At 33.5% G+C, this 18,947-nt stretch carries 15 protein-coding genes and 1 pseudogene; 9 read left to right on the top strand and 7 right to left on the bottom strand.

What is annotated here, in order from left to right; genetic code table 11:
• Positions 1-158: 158 nt before the first annotated feature.
• The 4 genes from icaC to icaA are packed head-to-tail and all read right to left on the bottom strand — an operon-like array spanning position 159 to position 3,574.
• On the bottom strand, positions 159-1,211 hold the full coding sequence (gene icaC / locus HMPREF3247_RS02890; protein ID WP_000723835.1) for a polysaccharide intercellular adhesin biosynthesis/export protein IcaC: 1,053 nt from the start codon (positions 1,209-1,211) through the stop codon (positions 159-161).
• Positions 1,198-2,070, bottom strand: coding sequence for an intercellular adhesin biosynthesis polysaccharide N-deacetylase (gene icaB, locus HMPREF3247_RS02885; RefSeq protein WP_000877369.1), 873 nt, complete (start codon positions 2,068-2,070; stop codon positions 1,198-1,200). Before icaB ends, icaC begins: the two co-directional genes overlap by 14 nt.
• Positions 2,067-2,372, bottom strand: a complete 306-nt coding sequence (gene icaD, locus HMPREF3247_RS02880; RefSeq protein ID WP_000240580.1) for an intracellular adhesion protein IcaD — start codon at positions 2,370-2,372, stop codon at positions 2,067-2,069. The genes icaB and icaD overlap by 4 nt, the downstream gene beginning before the upstream one ends.
• Complete coding sequence (gene icaA / locus HMPREF3247_RS02875) at positions 2,336-3,574, bottom strand: poly-beta-1,6 N-acetyl-D-glucosamine synthase IcaA (protein WP_001159430.1); 1,239 nt, start codon at positions 3,572-3,574, stop codon at positions 2,336-2,338. The genes icaD and icaA overlap by 37 nt, the downstream gene beginning before the upstream one ends.
• Positions 3,575-3,737: 163 nt before the next feature.
• On the opposite strand from icaA, the gene icaR reads away from it, so the two are divergent.
• The 7 genes from icaR to HMPREF3247_RS02840 all read left to right on the top strand — a co-directional run bounded on the left by icaR (position 3,738) and on the right by HMPREF3247_RS02840 (position 9,186).
• Positions 3,738-4,298 carry an ica operon transcriptional regulator IcaR gene (icaR, locus tag HMPREF3247_RS02870; RefSeq protein ID WP_000653261.1) on the top strand — a complete coding sequence of 187 codons (561 nt, stop codon included), beginning with the start codon at positions 3,738-3,740 and terminating at the stop codon, positions 4,296-4,298.
• Between the two features lie 848 nt (positions 4,299-5,146).
• Positions 5,147-5,809 (top strand): YveK family protein, encoded by a 663-nt coding sequence (locus HMPREF3247_RS02865; protein ID WP_000659677.1) that lies wholly within the window; start codon positions 5,147-5,149, stop codon positions 5,807-5,809.
• 16 nt (positions 5,810-5,825) lie between these two features.
• Positions 5,826-6,518, top strand: a complete 693-nt coding sequence (locus tag HMPREF3247_RS02860; RefSeq protein WP_000185863.1) for a polysaccharide biosynthesis tyrosine autokinase — start codon at positions 5,826-5,828, stop codon at positions 6,516-6,518.
• A complete protein-coding gene (locus tag HMPREF3247_RS02855; RefSeq protein WP_000565310.1) occupies positions 6,515-7,282 on the top strand; it encodes a tyrosine-protein phosphatase in 768 nt (255 codons plus the stop codon). The genes HMPREF3247_RS02860 and HMPREF3247_RS02855 overlap by 4 nt, the downstream gene beginning before the upstream one ends.
• 234 nt (positions 7,283-7,516) lie before the next feature.
• A complete protein-coding gene (locus tag HMPREF3247_RS02850; protein WP_000244280.1) occupies positions 7,517-8,017 on the top strand; it encodes a GNAT family N-acetyltransferase in 501 nt (166 codons plus the stop codon).
• A 2-nt stretch (positions 8,018-8,019) separates the two neighbouring features.
• A complete protein-coding gene (locus HMPREF3247_RS02845) occupies positions 8,020-8,496 on the top strand; it encodes a peptide-methionine (S)-S-oxide reductase (protein WP_000301927.1) in 477 nt (158 codons plus the stop codon).
• 78 nt (positions 8,497-8,574) lie between these two features.
• A complete protein-coding gene (locus tag HMPREF3247_RS02840; protein WP_000287923.1) occupies positions 8,575-9,186 on the top strand; it encodes a flavin reductase family protein in 612 nt (203 codons plus the stop codon).
• 84 nt (positions 9,187-9,270) lie between these two features.
• Here HMPREF3247_RS02840 and HMPREF3247_RS02835 read toward each other — a convergent pair whose 3' ends face one another.
• From HMPREF3247_RS02835 to HMPREF3247_RS02825, 3 genes and pseudogenes are all read right to left on the bottom strand, one after another.
• A complete protein-coding gene (locus HMPREF3247_RS02835; RefSeq protein ID WP_000603497.1) occupies positions 9,271-9,630 on the bottom strand; it encodes a hypothetical protein in 360 nt (119 codons plus the stop codon).
• Positions 9,631-9,783: 153 nt separating this feature from the next.
• Positions 9,784-10,086 (bottom strand): hypothetical protein, encoded by a 303-nt coding sequence (locus HMPREF3247_RS02830; RefSeq protein ID WP_000856175.1) that lies wholly within the window; start codon positions 10,084-10,086, stop codon positions 9,784-9,786.
• Positions 10,073-10,530, bottom strand: a pseudogene (locus HMPREF3247_RS02825) (hypothetical protein); the annotation flags it as partial. The gene HMPREF3247_RS02830 and the pseudogene HMPREF3247_RS02825, both read right to left, overlap by 14 nt.
• A 235-nt stretch (positions 10,531-10,765) precedes the next feature.
• Here HMPREF3247_RS02825 and HMPREF3247_RS02820 point away from each other — a divergent pair.
• Both HMPREF3247_RS02820 and sasA read left to right on the top strand, forming a co-directional pair.
• Entirely contained in the window at positions 10,766-11,458 is a 693-nt protein-coding gene (locus HMPREF3247_RS02820; RefSeq protein WP_001109873.1) for a flavin reductase family protein, read from the top strand.
• Between the two features lie 542 nt (positions 11,459-12,000).
• Complete coding sequence (gene sasA / locus HMPREF3247_RS02815) at positions 12,001-18,828, top strand: serine-rich repeat glycoprotein adhesin SasA (RefSeq protein ID WP_024946860.1); 6,828 nt, start codon at positions 12,001-12,003, stop codon at positions 18,826-18,828.
• The last annotated feature ends 119 nt before the right edge of the window (positions 18,829-18,947 follow it).

Below are 18,947 nucleotides of genomic sequence, written 5' to 3'. Positions count from 1 at the left end.
TTTGCGAAAATATCATTTCTGTCCCACTCCCATTGGCATTTACGAAGTTTAAATGTGCAATTAGAATATATGTATAACAATATTAAACACGCGGTAAAACGAAGTCAGTCAATTCAAATTGATTTCGCCCACCGCGTGTTTTTAACATAGCTTAATAATTAATAAGCATTAATGTTCAATTTATATGGTTGTTTTCCAATAATAAACCTAAAGATATAGAATTCACGCAATATCATGCCGACACCTATACATAATCCTAAAATGAATAGTAGTGATATCGCTAGAAAGACAATTGTATTATCCTCAAATATATTTGTATATGCAAACAATGAGTCTAGAATGATTGGATGTAATAAATAAATAAAGAATGAGAAAGCACTAATCATTTGAATCGTATTAAATAACATTGTTTTAAAATGCGTGCAAATACCCAAGATAACAATAAACATAATACTATTGTATGGTGTTAATGAATATGAAAAGCTGGTAACGTTCCAATAGTCTCCATTTGCTAACGCAATAAACACAAAATAAGTAGCTACAGCTAATACAATCATAATAACTAAATAACGTTCTAAGAAATTTAATACACGTTCGTAGTTATAACCCATATATGCACCTAAAAAGAAATAAAAAATCCATCCGAATATTATAGTGTTTTCACTTAATGGATAATAGTGTAGCACGGTATCGTGAAACGCTGTGTTGTTCGTAAAGTAATATAAAAATGATTGCTGTAAAATAAAAGATAACAATAATAATATTTTACTGTTGAATAGGTTATAGTTAATTTTAAAAATGATATAACTCAAAATAAAGAATTGCATGATAACAACGATAAAATAGCCATACCATTGACCTAATAGGACATTTTCAATGAATTGTTTATTGAAACTTGAATCTGTTAATAATGATTCACTATAACTGTAAAACAATCCCATTAATATGTAAGGAATAAGTATATATTTTACGCGTGTAGTTAAGTATCTATAGGTGACTTTTTGGTAATTCAAGGTTGTCAGTAACTGTGACAAGATAATAAAGCAAGGTGTACCAAAAATCACAATATTACGAATGTAAAATTGTAATACTAAGGATCCTCCCTCCATATTCTCATGTTTTAAAGTAATTTGTGTAAGTAAATGTGTGATAATAATAATTGCACATATAATAGCACGTAAATATACGAGTTCAAGTCTAATCTTTTTCATGGAATCCGTCCCATCTCTTAATTAAATGCTCAAAAGCATCATCACTAATTAATATTCTAGGGATGTAATAATCATTGGAGTTCGGAGTGACTGCTTTTTCCTCTAATGAAAAACCGTATTTTAACCCAGCTTTTTTGATTACCGGTAATTTATCGTCATTCATCAAGCCATAAGGATAGGCTATAGTTTTCTGCGACTTTTTAAAGTTTTTAGTTAGATATTTTTCACTTTTGTTTAAATCTTTTATGATTGTAGCTTCAGAAGCTTTCATTAATTTTGACTTATTATTTTTAGATAAGTTATGCAAATCGTGGGTATGTGTTTCAAATTCCCATAACCCAGTTTTATACATTTCTTTTAGTTCTTTTTTACTAATCATATCGAGGTTGTGAAAGTTTTCTTCCCCAACATGACCTGTGATAATAAACCCAGTTGCCGGTATTTTATATTTTTTTAAGATTGGATAAGCATTTTCATAAATAGTTTCATCCATATCATCAAAGTTAATCCATACACTTCGTTTTGGAAACTTACCTTTTTTCTTGTAATATAAAAATTCTTTCAAGGTTAAAAATTTAGCATCATGTGATTTTAGCCATTTTATTTGAGATTCAAATTGTGATTGACTAACACTATAATTTTTAATTTCTTTACTACTAGAAAAGAAGTAAATAAAATTATTCAGAAAATTCGCTTTTCTTACACGGTGATAATTTAATGCCAGAGCACTATTTTCTTTATATTTCAGTTTTTTAGGTGAATCGTCATCTGCATTTGCAATATGATGACCATCCAGTGTGCTTACAGGCAATATGATCAAGATACTCAACACTAAAATTATTAATTTTCTATACTTCACGATTCTCTTCCTCTCTGCCATTTTTGAATCAATATGCTAATTGTAAAAAATACAAAAATGATAATCGCGAAAATGCCCATAGTTTCAAATATATCTAAAATTTCAGTATTTTCAATGTTTAAAGCAACACGTATTGTATTGATACTTTCGTCATGAATTTCAAATATAGTACCAATATAAACGAGTAGAACAACTAAACAATATATCCAAAAGACACAAGATATAGCGATAAGTGCTGTTTCTCTTACAATATTTAGCGATGATTTTAGCGTTGGGTATTCCCTCTGTCTGGGCTTGACCATGTTGCGTAACCACCTTTCTTACGTTTTAATGCTTTTGGAAATGCGACAAGAACTACTGCTGCGTTAATAATCCAGTATACTGTCGGATACCAACTTACAAATATGAGTCCAGCCATATTCTTTTTCTCGTAGCGACTATCAATAAAGAGTGCGACTGTAAATTGAATAACGTTTATAAAAGTCATAGTAAATGATGATAGTAGAAATATTGAAAAACTATATGTCATAAATGTATAGTCTAAGAAGTTTGCTGTTATGAACAAATAGCCTAAATATAGAAGCACTATATATACCCATAAAATCGAGATGATTTGCTCAAACATCAAAATATATAAAGGAAACCTTTTCGTTTTCATTGTGCTAAAAAAGTCTCGTAGTAATACTTCGTGTCCCCCTTGAGCCCATCTCACGCGTTGCTTCCAAAGACCTCCCAATGTTTCTGGAACCAACATCCAACACATGGCAAGCGGTTCATACTTAATACGATATCCACGTAAATGCAATTTCCAAGAAACTGCAATATCTTCGGTAATCATATCAGTATCCCAGTAGCCAACGTCGACAACTGCACTTTTTTTAAATAGAGTGAAGACACCCGAAATAGTATTGACTGCGCCAGCAAGTGTCTGACTTCGCTTAATACAGCCAATTAAACTTGCATATTCTATCGTTTGAATTTTACCTAAAATAGAACTCTTATTTCGAATTCTAGGGTTACCTGTAACTGCACCAAGTTTTGGATCATGTTTGAAATTTTCAATCATATAATATGGTGCATCTTGATCAACGATAGTATCTGCATCCAAGCACATTACATAATCATATGAAGCCTGTTTAATACCTTGATTGAGTGCGTTGGCTTTACCTCTGTTTTCTTGTAAATCGACGAAAATAAAGTCATTATTTTCTTTGATTTTATAGATGAGTTCTGCTGTATTATCTGAACTTCCATCATTAATGATAATAATTTCTTTCTTCTCGTATTTGAGTGCAAGAACATTAGACAACGTATCTTCAATCGTTTCACTTTCGTTATAACAGGCAAGTAAAAATGTAATGCCTTCTAATTCATCCACATTTATGTCAGGCTTCTTGTTCAATGAATATCTAATTTCTCTGGTAAAATAGAAATAAATTGAACCGACAATCCAGTAAATAGACATAAATACAGGATAAAAAAGCAAAAAGTTAAAAAATTGCAATTTCTTTACCTACCTTTCGTTAGTTAGGTTGTAAGCCATATGGTAATTGATAGTATTTTAATTTGCAATAGATTGTTGTTATAATTAAACGGAAATATTTGTAATTGCAACTTAATTTTCCTGTAACATAGTGTGATTAATTTTCAGTAGGGGGTTTTAAAAATTGAAGGATAAGATTATTGATAACGCAATAACCTTATTTTCAGAGAAGGGGTATGACGGTACAACACTTGATGATATAGCTAAAAGTGTAAATATAAAAAAAGCGAGTTTATATTACCATTTTGACTCGAAAAAAAGTATTTACGAACAAAGTGTTAAATGTTGTTTTGATTACCTTAATAATATTATTATGATGAATCAAAATAAATCGAACTATTCAATTGATGCTTTATATCAATTCTTATTTGAGTTTATTTTCGACATCGAAGAAAGGTATATTAGAATGTACGTTCAATTATCTAATACGCCTGAGGAATTTTCTGGAAATATTTACGGACAAATACAAGATTTAAATCAATCATTAAGTAAAGAGATAGCAAAATTCTATGATGAATCAAAGATAAAGATGACAAAAGAAGACTTTCAGAATTTAATATTGCTGTTTCTTGAAAGTTGGTATTTGAAAGCATCCTTTTCGCAAAAATTTGGAGCAGTGGAAGAAAGTAAAAGTCAATTCAAAGATGAAGTGTATTCGCTACTAAATATATTTTTGAAGAAATAATTTTTGTTACTAGTTTGTAATAATTAACTTACTTTTGTAAAAAAAGACATGAGATTATTTTTTTAAATCTATATAAAGTTGACAATACAAATCGATATTGAGAATATTAAGATGTATATGAATTTTATAAATTAAATGCAATACATTAATATAAATATCAATTGTTGCAAAATACGATTTGTTCAATGATTTGATAATATTATTCTTTATATTTGTGAATGGTTAAGTTTGTCTTTGAACATATTATAAAAGTGTAATGTTCCCCTGAAAAGAATAAGTTGTCATCTAATTACAGGAAATCCGCATAAATTAGATGAAATGGAAAGTAATAAGTAATAATTTATTGATAAGCGCCTATGTGATGGTAAATCATGACATAGGCGCTTTTTTTTATAAGTTAAAAATGTAAATAAAAATTATATAAATTACCCACATCTTTTTAAAAGGTGTGGGCTTTATTATCATTAACCCAACTCACAGTGACGGGTTAGGCAAGGTATTGAATTACCGAGTACGGGCACGCTCGGTGTTGTAAAGAGCAAATAATCAAGTAATGATGATGCTTCTACTCGATTATAAGAAAGCCATGATAGCGTACGATGGTATCTAGTTTTATTATTAATAGGTTTGGATATTTGAAGTTGGACAATATTATATCTTATACAAAAATATAAATAAGTTATACATAACGGTAGAGAATCATGATATAATTTTAAACGATAAAATATTTATATAAATAATTAGAGAAAATGTAGTTGTGTATGTTTTGTGGTCGTTAAACTAGATATAATTGTCCGATTTATAAAACATACATAATGAATACAATGATTGATTATGTGGAGGAAACCATGAAAGAAAAGTTTGATTTAGTAAAACTATTAAATATTCTAAAGAAGAATATTAAATTATTGCTTATTTTACCGGCAATATGTCTTGTAGTAAGTGCGGCATTAACCTTTTTTGTTATGCCTGACAAATATACTGCTTCTACTCAAATACTAGTGAACATGAAAAAGTCCTCAAGTGATTTAGCGTTCCAAAATGTTCAAAGTAGTTTGCAGTCTGTTAATACATATACGGAAATTATCAAAAGTCCAAGAATTCTAGATAAAGTATCTAGAGAGTTTGATGGTCAGTATTCAACAGCTGAGTTGAATTCGTTTTTAAAAGTAACCAATCAAACAAACTCTCAGATTATTACTGTATCAGTTACAACTGGGAATAAATCTGAATCTGACAAAATTGTTAATAGAATATCTAAAGTTTTTGCTCATGACATGCCTAAAATTATGAGTGTTGATAATGTTACGATACTTTCCTCAGCACATGATAATGCTGTAAAAGTATCTCCAATAGTATCTGTCAACTTAGTGATCAGCATTATTGTTGGTATTGTTTTAGCAATATTGATTATTTTCTTAAAAGAATTATTAGATAAGCGTATTAAGACAGAAGAAGATGTTGAATCGCAACTAGGATTACCTATTTTAGGTTCAATACAAAAATTTTAATTTACGAGGAATTACCATGACGAATACACGAAGAAGTACATCAAGTTTAATTGTCCATGAACAACCAAAGTCACCTATTAGCGAGAAATTTCGAGGCATAAGATCAAATATTATGTTTGCAAATCCTGACAGTGCAGTTCAAAGCATTGTAATCACTTCAGAGGCACCAGGCGCAGGTAAGTCTACAATTGCAGCAAATTTAGCAGTTGCATATGCGCAAGCAGGTTATAAAACACTAATCGTAGACGGGGATATGCGTAAACCTACGCAGCATTATATTTTTAATTTGCCAAACAATGAAGGCCTATCAAGTTTATTGCTAAATTGGTCAACTTATCAAGACAGTATTATCTCAACTGAAATTCAAGATTTAGACGTCTTGACGTCTGGGCCAATCCCACCGAATCCGTCAGAGTTAATTACATCAAGGGCATTTGCAAATTTGTATGACACATTATTGATGAATTATAACTTTGTAATTATCGATACGCCACCAGTGAACACAGTTACAGATGCGCAATTATTTTCAAAGTTTACCGGCAATGTTGTCTACGTAGTTAATTCGGAAAATAATAATAAAGATGAAGTTAAAAAAGGAAAAGAACTTATTGAAGCAACAGGTGCTAAATTATTAGGTGTAGTCTTAAATAGAATGCCTAAAGATAAAAGTGCTAGTTACTATGCATATTATGGGACTGATGAATCATGATTGATATTCATAACCATATATTAGTTGATATAGATGATGGTCCTAAAACAATTGAAAAGAGTATTGCACTATTAAAGCAAGCTAAGGATGAAGGTGTAACAAGTATTGTAGCGACACCTCATCATTTGCATCCGAGATATGATAATACATTTCAACAAGTGCTTGTGAAATTGGCGGAGTTAAGAACGCATCCAGAAGTTCAAGCATTGGATATTAAATTATTTCCCGGGCAAGAAATTAGAATTACAGATTCGATTCTGAAAGGCTTAGATAATGGTAGTATTCAAGGTATTAATCGTTCGAAATATTTATTAATTGAATTTCCAACGGGCGAAGTACCACATTATACAAAACAATTGTTTTTTGAAATACAATCGAGAGGCTACATACCAATCATTGCACATCCTGAAAGAAATAGAAGTATCGCCAAAAATCCAGAAATATTATATGAATTGGTTGCAAATGGGGCATTGAGTCAATTAACATCGAGTTCTTTAGTTGGTGGATTTGGTAAAAACATTCAAAAGTTATCATTACAATTTATAGAATGTAATTTGGCTCATTTTGTAGCTTCAGATGCACATTCATGTGACCAAAGACCATTTTTGATGCAAGAATTATTTCACAATCATAAATTGAAGAAATATTCGAATGATATTGAAGCATTACTTCGAAATGCCAGTTCAGTAATCAATGATAATTTTGTTTATTTAGACAGACCGACTAAGCCAGGAAAAGTGAAGTCGTTTTTGAAATGGTTTTAACTAAATATATTTTTTCGAATTAGACTGGTATACATGTACCAGTCTTTTTGAGTATGCTTAAAATGAATTATAATCATGATTATTTACTAATTCGTATAATACAACTTGTCTAATTGATTAAGGCGAATGGCTTTCAATAAAAAGACTCGTTTTTTATAGTGAAGGTAGTTTGAAAATAATGAATATAAAGATGAAGGTATTACTTTTGATATATAGGGCTAAGGAAGTGTTTTTATGGTATTAAGAAAAGTAATCATGCAGGACTTAGATCAAATTATTGCACTTGAAAATATTGTTTTTTCACCGGAAGAAGCTGCAACACGAGAGGCATTGAAATTGAGAATTGAACAAATTCAAGAAACTTTTATTGTAGCTGAAAAGAATGATGAAGTAATTGGATACATCAACGGTCCAGTCATAAAAGAGCGTTACATTAGCGATGATTTATTTAAAAATGTCTCCACAAATAATAGTGAAGGTGGCTATATTAGTGTGTTAGGTCTTGTTGTAGCACCAAATTATCAAGGTCAGGGTATTGCAGGTCGCTTACTAAACTATTTTGAAACTCTTGCTAAGAATCATCATCGACATGGTGTAACGTTAACATGTCGAGAATCATTAATTTCATTTTATGAAAAATATGGGTATCGTAATGAAGGTGTATCAGAATCATGTCATGGCGGTATTAAATGGTATAACCTTGTTAAAAATATAAAAAAGGATGATGAGGTGTAAATATGGCAGTTGTTTATGTAGCAGGAGGATGTTTATGGGGTGTTGAAGCATTTTTTGCAACAATACCTGGAATTATACATACAGAAGCAGGAAGAGCAAATGGAAGAAGTTCTAAATTAGACGGTCCGTATGATGGTTATGCTGAATGTGTCAAACTTCATATCGATGATCGTATGTTAACAATTACAGACATCATGAATTATTTATTTGAAATTATTGATCCATACAGTGTGAATCGACAAGGAAATGATATTGGAGAAAAGTATCGTACGGGTTTATATAGTTGTTTAGATGACCACTTAATTGAAGCTCGTCAGTTCATTGAACGACGTAAAGACAGAGATCAAATTGCAGTGGAAGTCTTACCGCTGTCTAATTACATTAAAAGTGCTGAAGAACATCAGCAACATTTAGAAAAATATCCAGAAGATATGCATATGTGTCATATTTCAAAAGATTTGCTAAATAAATACAAGTGATTTTCAGCGGAGAATAGATGTTTAAATTAACCAAAATCGGAGAAATACCTAGATATACTAAGAAAAGAGGTAGGTATTATGTATACGTTTGATGCACAATCATTAACTGCTAGAGAAAACTATAAATTATTAATTGGTTCAATTATTCCACGACCTATAGCTTTTGTTACAACATTAAATCAAGATGCATCAGTAAATGCAGCACCATTTAGCTTTTTTAATATTGTTAATAACCATCCGCCAATGGTTGCTATTGCAGTTCAACGTGCAGGAGGTAAGAGAAAAGATACTGCCTTGAATATAGAGCGGACTGGAGACTTTGTTGTGCATATTACAGACGAAGATAACGTTCAAGATATTAATGAGACTGCAGCGCCGTTAGCATATGGTGACAGTGAGTTGAGTCGTACAGAATTATCACTTTTAACATCTACAACGATTAAGACGCCAGGAATTAAAGACGCGAAAATGAGATTCGAATGTAAACTATCGCAAATGATATTGCTTGGAGATGTATTAGATGGGGCTGATTTAATAATAGGTGAAATTGTAACTTATCATATTGATGACAGTATTTATGAGGGTGATTTTAAAATCAATCCACACGCATTACAGGCTGTTTCTCGTTTAGCCGGAAATGATTATGCTAAATTAGGGGGAATATTTACGATAAAGAGACCAGAAAAATAATAAAACACATGCTATAGCGGTGTACCGTTTATGAATTGAATCAAAAGTACACAGGTGCTAAAGTATGTGCTTCTAAAATGAAGACTATTTTTTATTACAAGAAAATGTATCTAGTAAACTTAAAGTAGCAAGACCTAATAAATCTAATGCATGTTGTGCACCTTTTTTACCTTGGCCAGCTTCAAAATGTTTGTAAACAGCTACACTTAAAATGCCTATCGTTGATAGTGAAGCAAGGCGAGAAATGTTTTTATTGATAAAGCTAGCTGAGTATAAAGCAGCAGTAGTTGCTTCTGCAATGCCGACGTATTTTACAAGTTCTTTTTGCAAGCCAAAAGTATGTTCAAACAGTTCAATCATACCCTTATCTTCTTGCAATTTAGGTTTACTGGCTTGGTATAGCTCTTTCGCAAGTTTTAAATTGGTCACGTAACGTAAAATCATATTTTATTCCTCCCAATATTTGATTTTTTGTGAAAGATGATTACTTTATCATTTTTACCCGTTTCTATAAAAATGAATCAATTATGTAACGTATGTGTAGTTTAGGAATGTTTGCTATGGAAATATAATTCTGTTCACTCAAAATGTATGAAATTAATGTGTAGTTTTGTCGAGTTGCTCTTTTAATTTGGTTAGATTGTTTTTTAGAGAAGCGGTACTATTTTTAAGTGCATCAACAGATTTACCTTCGTTTTGAGACATTGCGTTTATTACAGCACGAAGTTCTATTTCTAGCATGTCAGCGTCGCCTTTAACATTAGAACTTAATACTTTAATATCTCTTAAAAGGCTATCTGATAGTAGTGCATTTTTGCCAGTCACCAATTTCGAATTGTAATTCCAACCGCTACTTAACTCAATAGCATCTAAATCAGTTATAAGTTTATTTGTTTTCATTATACTTTCCTCCTTCGATGGAAATTACATTAGTATCCGATTTTAAACGGCCATTTCCATCTACCATTGACGGGGAAACATCATCTTTATAAAACTGTACAAATTTTGTGCTAGGATATGATTGCATAATGTCATTTATAGATTTTTGAAGGTTCCAAGCATAGTTTTTTACTGTTTCTCTATTTTTTCTTTATCATAATAAGCAATGAACTCTGATTTCATATTTTTTTGTATTTGTGGATATTTGTTAATCAAAGATTGTAACTGTTGATTGAATGCATCACCTTTTAAGTGCATAACAGGTTTGAATTCTTTTTTGAACTTATCCAGATCATCGATACTATCTGTTCTGAAATTCAAGTATTGCCTTGTAACGCCGTTAAATTCTTGTTTTACTTGAAGTTTTTCGCTCATCGCATAATAGCTGTCTTTTTCAATTTCACTTTATTATTATAAACTAATCATGATTGAAGTAACTATAATTAATTAAATTTACAAAAGATATCATAAATATTAATTGTATAAATCCTTATCTGAATTTTTCGAATCAAGAACGCAAATTATAAGCAACCACGTCATATATAGTTTCTACTTATAAATAAATTGTTTATTTATATTAGACGCTTATGTAAAGAGGGCGTAACCTTAAATGTAATTACTTATAAGGGGTGAAGATAGTATGAATTATTCGCCAAAACAAGGTGTAAGAAGTCATGGTTTACCGCACGACCCATTTAAAAGTAGTACAGTACCTCGTCCAATAGGTTGGATTTCTACTGTATCGAAAGATGGGAAAGATAATTTAGCGCCTTATAGTCAGTATCAAAACTTAACTTGGGATCCGCCTATGGTTATGTTCGCAGCAAATCAATCTGTTCTTGGTGATCATGAGCGTAAAGATACAGTAAAAAATGCAGAAGAGACAGGGTGGTTTGTATGGAACATGGCCACGTATGATTTAAGAGAAGCTGTTAATTTATCGTCGAAGGCACTACCACCTGAAGAGGATGAATTTGAATATGCAGGTGTGACGAAAGAAGCATGTATAGAAGCACCAGGTTATCGAGTCAAAGAATCGCCAGTACATTTTGAATGTGAGTACGTTCAAACGATTCGTATTCCGACAGGAGACCCAGTATCTACCGTAGATATTGTTATAGGAAGAGTTGCCCAAGTTCATATTGACGATAAGGTTATTCTTGATAATGGTAAATTGGACATTAAGTCGATTAAACCTATTGCCAGATTAGGATATTACGATTACACAGTAGTGAATGAGATATTTGAAATGAAAGCACCTGCAGCTTCTAAAGAAGAGTTAGCAGGTTTAGAAGGAAGAAATTTCGATAATCAATCAGATGAAAAGAGATAAGTAATTTAATCATTTTAGTGAATTCAATGCATCGTTACTAAATATTCAACTTAGTAGGATGCATTTTTTCGCTTTATAAATGAAAATGTTAAAGCAATATGTAGTGGTATTTATATTTTTAAAGAAGAATCTTTTAGAATTACACATATATTACACTAGGTTTATTGAAAAAATATTGGTATTACTTTAATATTAAAGATGTATTTTGCATATAATATTTATCGTTTAGTTGTAAATTAACTATTTATAAATAAAAGGTGGATGATATAGATATATTAATACAATAATTATTTTAAAAACGAAACAATTATAATGATTAAACATAAAGCCAATTAGCCAAATTTATATAAAAAAAGATTATACGCATAAACGAGAAAAAGTAATTTTAAAAATATGAAAACGATTACATTTAGACGAATAAAAATGAATTTTTACAAATTTTAATAAAATGAGTATTTTTGTATCAAAAAAGAGTTGTATTAAATTGAATAGTGGCATATATTATAGTCTAATGAATATAAGATGATACAAGGAGTTATTACATGAGTAAAAGACAGAAAGAATTTCATGACAGCTTAGCAAACGAAAAAACAAGAGTAAGACTTTATAAATCTGGAAAAAATTGGGTAAAATCCGGAATTAAAGAAATAGAAATGTTCAAAATTATGGGGCTACCATTTATTAGTCATAGTTTAGTGAGTCAAGATAATCAAAGCATTAGTAAAAAAATGACGGGATACGGACTGAAAACTACGGCGGTTATTGGTGGTGCATTCACGGTAAATATGTTGCATGACCAGCAAGCTTTTGCGGCTTCTGATGCACCATTAACTTCTGAATTAAACACACAAAGTGAAACAGTAGGTAATCAAAACTCAACGACAATCGAAGCATCAACATCAACAGCCGATTCCACAAGTGTAACGAAAAATAGTAGTTCGGTACAAACATCAAATAGTGACACAGTCTCAAGTGAAAAGTCTGAAAAGGTCACTTCGACAACTAATAGTACAAGCAATCAACAAGAAAAATTGACATCTACATCAGAATCAACATCCTCAAAGAATACTACATCAAGTTCTGATACTAAATCTGTAGCTTCAACTTCAAGTACAGAACAACCAATTAATACATCAACAAATCAAAGTACTGCATCAAATAACACTTCACAAAGCACAACGCCATCTTCGGTCAACTTAAACAAAACTAGCACAACGTCAACTAGCACCGCACCAGTAAAACTTCGAACTTTCAGTCGCTTAGCTATGTCAACATTTGCGTCAGCAGCGACGACAACCGCAGTAACTGCTAATACAATTACAGTTAATAAAGATAACTTAAAACAATATATGACAACGTCAGGTAATGCTACCTATGATCAAAGTACCGGTATTGTGACGTTAACACAGGATGCATACAGCCAAAAAGGTGCTATTACATTAGGAACACGTATTGACTCTAATAAGAGTTTTCATTTTTCTGGAAAAGTAAATTTAGGTAATAAATACGAAGGTAATGGAAATGGTGGAGATGGTATCGGCTTTGCCTTTTCGCCAGGTGTATTAGGTGAAACAGGGTTAAACGGTGCCGCAGTAGGTATTGGTGGCTTAAGTAACGCATTTGGCTTCAAATTGGATACGTATCACAATACATCTAAACCAAATTCAGCTGCAAAGGCGAATGCTGACCCATCTAATGTAGCTGGTGGAGGTGCGTTTGGTGCCTTTGTAACAACAGATAGTTATGGTGTTGCGACAACGTATACATCAAGTTCAACAGCTGATAATGCTGCGAAGTTAAAAGTTCAACCTACAAACAACACGTTCCAAAATTTTGATATTACTTATAATGGTGATACAAAGGTTATGACTGTAACGTATGCAGGTCAAACATGGACGCGTAATATTTCAGATTGGATTGCGAAAAGTGGTACGACCAACTTTTCATTATCAATGACAGCCTCAACAGGTGGCGCGACAAATTTACAACAAGTACAATTTGGAACATTCGAATATACAGAGTCTGCTGTTACACAAGTGAGATACGTTGATGTAACAACAGGTAAAGATATTATTCCACCAAAAACATATTCAGGAAATGTTGATCAAGTCGTGACAATCGATAATCAGCAATCTGCATTGACTGCTAAAGGATATAACTACACGTCCGTCGATAGTTCATATGCGTCAACTTATAATGATACAAATAAAACTGTAAAAATGACGAATGCTGGACAATCAGTGACATATTATTTTACTGATGTAAAAGCACCAACTGTAACTGTAGGCAATCAAACCATAGAAGTGGGTAAAACAATGAATCCTATTGTATTGACTACAACGGATAATGGTGCTGGGACTGTGACAAATACAGTTACAGGATTACCAAGCGGATTAAGTTACGATAGTGCAACGAATTCAATCATTGGGACACCAACAAAAATTGGTCAATCAACAGTGACAGTTGTGTCTACTGACCAAGCAAATAACAAATCGACGACAACTTTTACAATAAATGTTGTGGATACGACAGCACCAACAGTGACACCAATAGGAGATCAATCATCAGAAGTGTATTCACCAATATCCCCGATTAAAATTGCTACGCAAGATAACAGTGGAAATGCGGTGACGAATACAGTGACTGGATTGCCATCCGGACTAACATTTGATAGTACAAATAATACTATTAGTGGTACACCAACAAACATTGGTACAAGTACTATATCAATCGTTTCTACAGATGCGAGCGGTAACAAAACGACGACAACTTTTAAATATGAAGTAACAAGAAATAGCATGAGTGATTCCGTATCAACATCAGGAAGTACACAACAATCTCAAAGTGTCTCAACAAGTAAAGCTGACTCACAAAGTGCATCAACGAGTACATCAGGATCGATTGTGGTATCTACATCAGCTAGTACCTCGAAATCGACAAGTGTAAGCCTATCTGATTCTGTGAGTGCATCTAAGTCATTAAGCACATCTGAAAGTAATAGTGTATCAAGCTCAACAAGCACAAGTTTAGTGAATTCACAAAGTGTATCATCAAGCATGTCGGATTCAGCTAGTAAATCAACATCATTAAGCGATTCTATTTCAAACTCTAGCAGTACTGAAAAATCCGAAAGTCTATCAACAAGTACATCTGATTCATTGCGTACATCAACATCACTCAGTGACTCATTAAGTATGAGTACATCAGGAAGCTTGTCTAAGTCACAAAGTCTATCAACAAGTACATCAGGGTCGTCTAGTACATCAGCATCATTAAGTGACAGTACATCGAATGCAATTAGTACATCAACATCATTGAGCGAGTCAGCTAGCACCTCGGACTCTATCAGTATTTCAAATAGCATAGCCAACTCTCAAAGTGCGTCAACAAGCAAATCAGATTCACAAAGTACATCAATATCATTAAGTACAAGTGATTCGAAATCGATGAGTACATCAGAATCATTGAGCGATTCGACGAGCACAAGTGGTTCTGTTTCTGGATCACTAAGCATAGCAGCATCACAAAGTGTCTCAACAAGTACATCAGACTCGATGAGTACTTCAGAGATAGTAAGTGACTCTATCAGTACAAGTGGGTCATTATCTGCATCAGACAGTAAATCAATGTCCGTAAGTAGTTCAATGAGCACGTCTCAGTCAGGTAGTACATCAGAATCATTAAGTGATTCACAAAGTACATCTGATTCTGATAGTAAGTCATTATCACAAAGTACTAGTCAATCAGGTTCAACAAGTACATCAACGTCGACAAGTGCTTCAGTACGTACTTCGGAATCACAAAGTACGTCTGGTTCAATGAGTGCAAGTCAATCCGATTCAATGAGCATATCAACGTCGTTTAGTGATTCAACGAGTGATAGCAAATCAGCATCAACTGCATCAAGTGAATCAATATCACAAAGTGCTTCTACGAGCACATCTGGTTCGGTAAGTACTTCGACATCGTTAAGTACAAGTAATTCAGAACGTACATCAACATCTATGAGTGATTCCACAAGCTTAAGTACATCAGAGTCTGATTCAATAAGTGAATCAACGTCAACGAGCGACTCTATAAGTGAAGCAATATCTGCTTCAGAGAGCACGTCTATATCATTAAGTGAATCAAATAGTACTAGCGATTCAGAATCACAAAGTGCATCTGCCTTTTTAAGTGAATCATTAAGTGAAAGTACGTCTGAATCAACATCAGAGTCAGTGAGTAGTTCGACAAGTGAGAGTACGTCATTATCAGACAGTACATCAGAATCTGGTAGCACATCAACATCATTAAGTAATTCAACAAGTGGTAGTGCGTCCATTTCAACATCGACAAGTATCAGTGAATCAACGTCAACGTTTAAGAGCGAGAGTGTTTCAACATCACTGAGTATGTCAACGAGTACAAGTTTGTCTAACTCTACAAGTTTGTCAACATCATTAAGTGATTCCACAAGTGATAGTAAGTCTGATTCATTAAGTACATCAATGTCGACAAGTGATTCAATCAGTACAAGTAAATCTGATTCCATTAGTACATCTACATCATTAAGTGGTTCTACAAGTGAAAGTGAATCCGACTCAACATCATCAAGTGAAAGTAAATCCGATTCAACATCAATGAGCATAAGTATGTCTCAATCAACATCAGGAAGTACAAGTACGTCAACGAGTACAAGTTTGTCTGACTCAACGAGTACGTCATTGTCACTAAGTGCATCAATGAATCAAAGCGGAGTAGACTCAAACTCAGCAAGCCAAAGTGTCTCAGCATCAACAAGTACAAGCACGAGCGAATCCGATTCACAAAGCACATCATCATATACAAGTCAGTCAACAAGCCAAAGTGAATCCACATCGACATCAACGTCACTAAGCGATTCAACAAGTATATCTAAAAGTACGAGTCAATCAGGTTCGGTAAGCACATCAGCGTCATTAAGTGGTTCAGAGAGTGAATCTGATTCACAAAGTATCTCAACAAGTGCAAGTGAATCAACATCAGAAAGTGCGTCAACATCACTCAGTGACTCAACAAGTACAAGTAACTCAGGATCAGCAAGTACGTCAACATCGCTCAGTAACTCAGCAAGCGCAAGTGAATCCGATTCGTCGTCAACATCTTTAAGTGATTCAACATCTGCGTCAATGCAAAGCAGTGAATCCGATTCACAAAGCACATCAGCATCATTAAGTGATTCGCTAAGTACATCAACTTCAAACCGCATGTCGACCATTGCAAGTTTATCAACATCGGTAAGTACATCAGAATCTGGCTCAACATCAGAAAGTACAAGTGAATCCGATTCAACATCAACATCATTAAGCGATTCACAAAGCACATCAAGAAGTACAAGTGCATCTGGATCAGCAAGTACATCAACATCAACAAGTGACTCTCGTAGTACATCAGCTTCAACTAGTACTTCGATGCGTACAAGTACAAGTGATTCACAAAGTATGTCGCTTTCAACAAGTACATCAACAAGTATGAGTGATTCAACGTCATTATCTGATAGTGTTAGTGATTCAACATCAGACTCAACAAGTGCGAGTACATCTGGTTCGATGAGTGTGTCTATATCGTTAAGTGATTCGACAAGCACATCAACATCGGCTAGTGAAGTAATGAGCGCAAGCATATCTGATTCACAAAGTATGTCAGAATCTGTAAATGATTCAGAAAGTGTAAGCGAATCTAATTCTGAAAGTGACTCAAAATCGATGAGTGGTTCAACAAGCGTAAGTGATTCTGGCTCATTGAGCGTCTCAACGTCATTAAGAAAATCAGAAAGTGTAAGCGAGTCTAGTTCATTGAGTGGCTCACAATCGATGAGCGATTCAGTAAGCACAAGCGATTCGTCATCATTAAGTGTATCGACGTCACTAAGAAGTTCGGAAAGCGTGAGTGAATCTGATTCATTAAGTGATTCAAAATCGACAAGTGGTTCGACTTCAACAAGTACATCTGGTTCATTGAGTACCTCAACATCATTAAGTGGTTCAGAAAGCGTAAGCGAGTCTACCTCGCTAAGTGATTCAATATCAATGAGTGATTCTACTAGTACAAGTGACTCCGACTCATTAAGTGGATCAATATCTTTAAGTGGTTCCACAAGTCTTAGCACTTCGGATTCATTAAGTGATTCAAAATCATTGAGTAGCTCGCAAAGTATGAGTGGATCAGAATCAACGTCAACAAGTGTGAGCGATTCGCAGTCAAGCTCAACAAGTAATAGTCAATTTGACTCTATGAGCATCAGTGCATCAGAAAGCGACTCAATGTCTACAAGTGATTCGTCTAGCATCAGTGGATCAAATTCAACGAGTACATCACTTTCAACATCTGACTCAATGAGCGGAAGCGTATCAGTTTCAACATCGACAAGTTTAAGTGACTCAATATCAGGTTCAACAAGTTTAAGTGACTCGAGCTCAACAAGCACATCTACATCATTAAGTGATTCAATGTCACAAAGCCAGTCAACAAGTACAAGTGCATCTGGTTCCTTAAGTACATCGATATCAACATCAATGTCAATGAGTGCTAGTACATCGTCATCACAAAGCACATCGGTGTCGACATCATTATCAACATCAGACAGTATCAGTGATTCTACTTCAATAAGTATCAGTGGTTCACAAAGTACAGTAGAATCAGAATCTACAAGTGATTCAACTTCTATCAGTGACTCAGAATCATTGAGTACATCAGATTCAGACTCGACATCGACAAGTACATCGGACTCAACAAGTGGTTCAACTTCAACAAGCATATCTGAATCATTAAGTACGTCTGGTTCAGTTTCAACGAGCGTATCTGACTCAACATCAATGAGTGAATCCGATTCAACAAGTGTTTCAATGTCACAAAGTATGTCCGGTTCAACGTACAACTCGACTTCAGTGAGCGACTCAGAATCAGTGTCAACAAGCACATCAACGTCATTGAGCACATCCGATTCGACAAGCACATCCGAATCGCTGAGTACATCTATGTCTGGTTCACAAAGCATTTCTGACTCAACATCAACAAGTATGTCCGGCTCAACAAGTACATCTGAATCTAACTCAATGCATCCGTCAGACTCAATGAGTATGCATCATACTCACAGCACGAGCACATCTCGCTTATCAAGTGAAGCAACAACGAGCACGAGTGAATCTCAGTCTACATTAAGTGCAACATCTGAAGTGACTAAACATAATGGCACGCCTGCACAAAGTGAAAAAAGATTGCCAGATACAGGTGACTCAATAAAACAAAATGGATTACTAGGTGGCGTTATGACATTATTAGTTGGTTTAGGTTTAATGAAGAGAAAGAAAAAGAAAGATGAAAATGATCAAGATGATTCTCAAGCATAAATTGAATTTATAGCTGGCTAAAATTAAAAAGACTGAGGCACCAATCACTAGAAAAATCGATATAGGATTTTAATAATTAGTGATGAACCCTTAGTCTTTTTAATGTTTTTGATATAAAA

Source organism: Staphylococcus sp. HMSC36A10 (assembly GCF_001838845.1).
Classification (GTDB): domain Bacteria; phylum Bacillota; class Bacilli; order Staphylococcales; family Staphylococcaceae; genus Staphylococcus; species Staphylococcus aureus.
The sequence above is the reverse complement of the archived record's forward strand: the minus strand, read 5'-3'. Positions and strand labels throughout refer to the sequence as shown.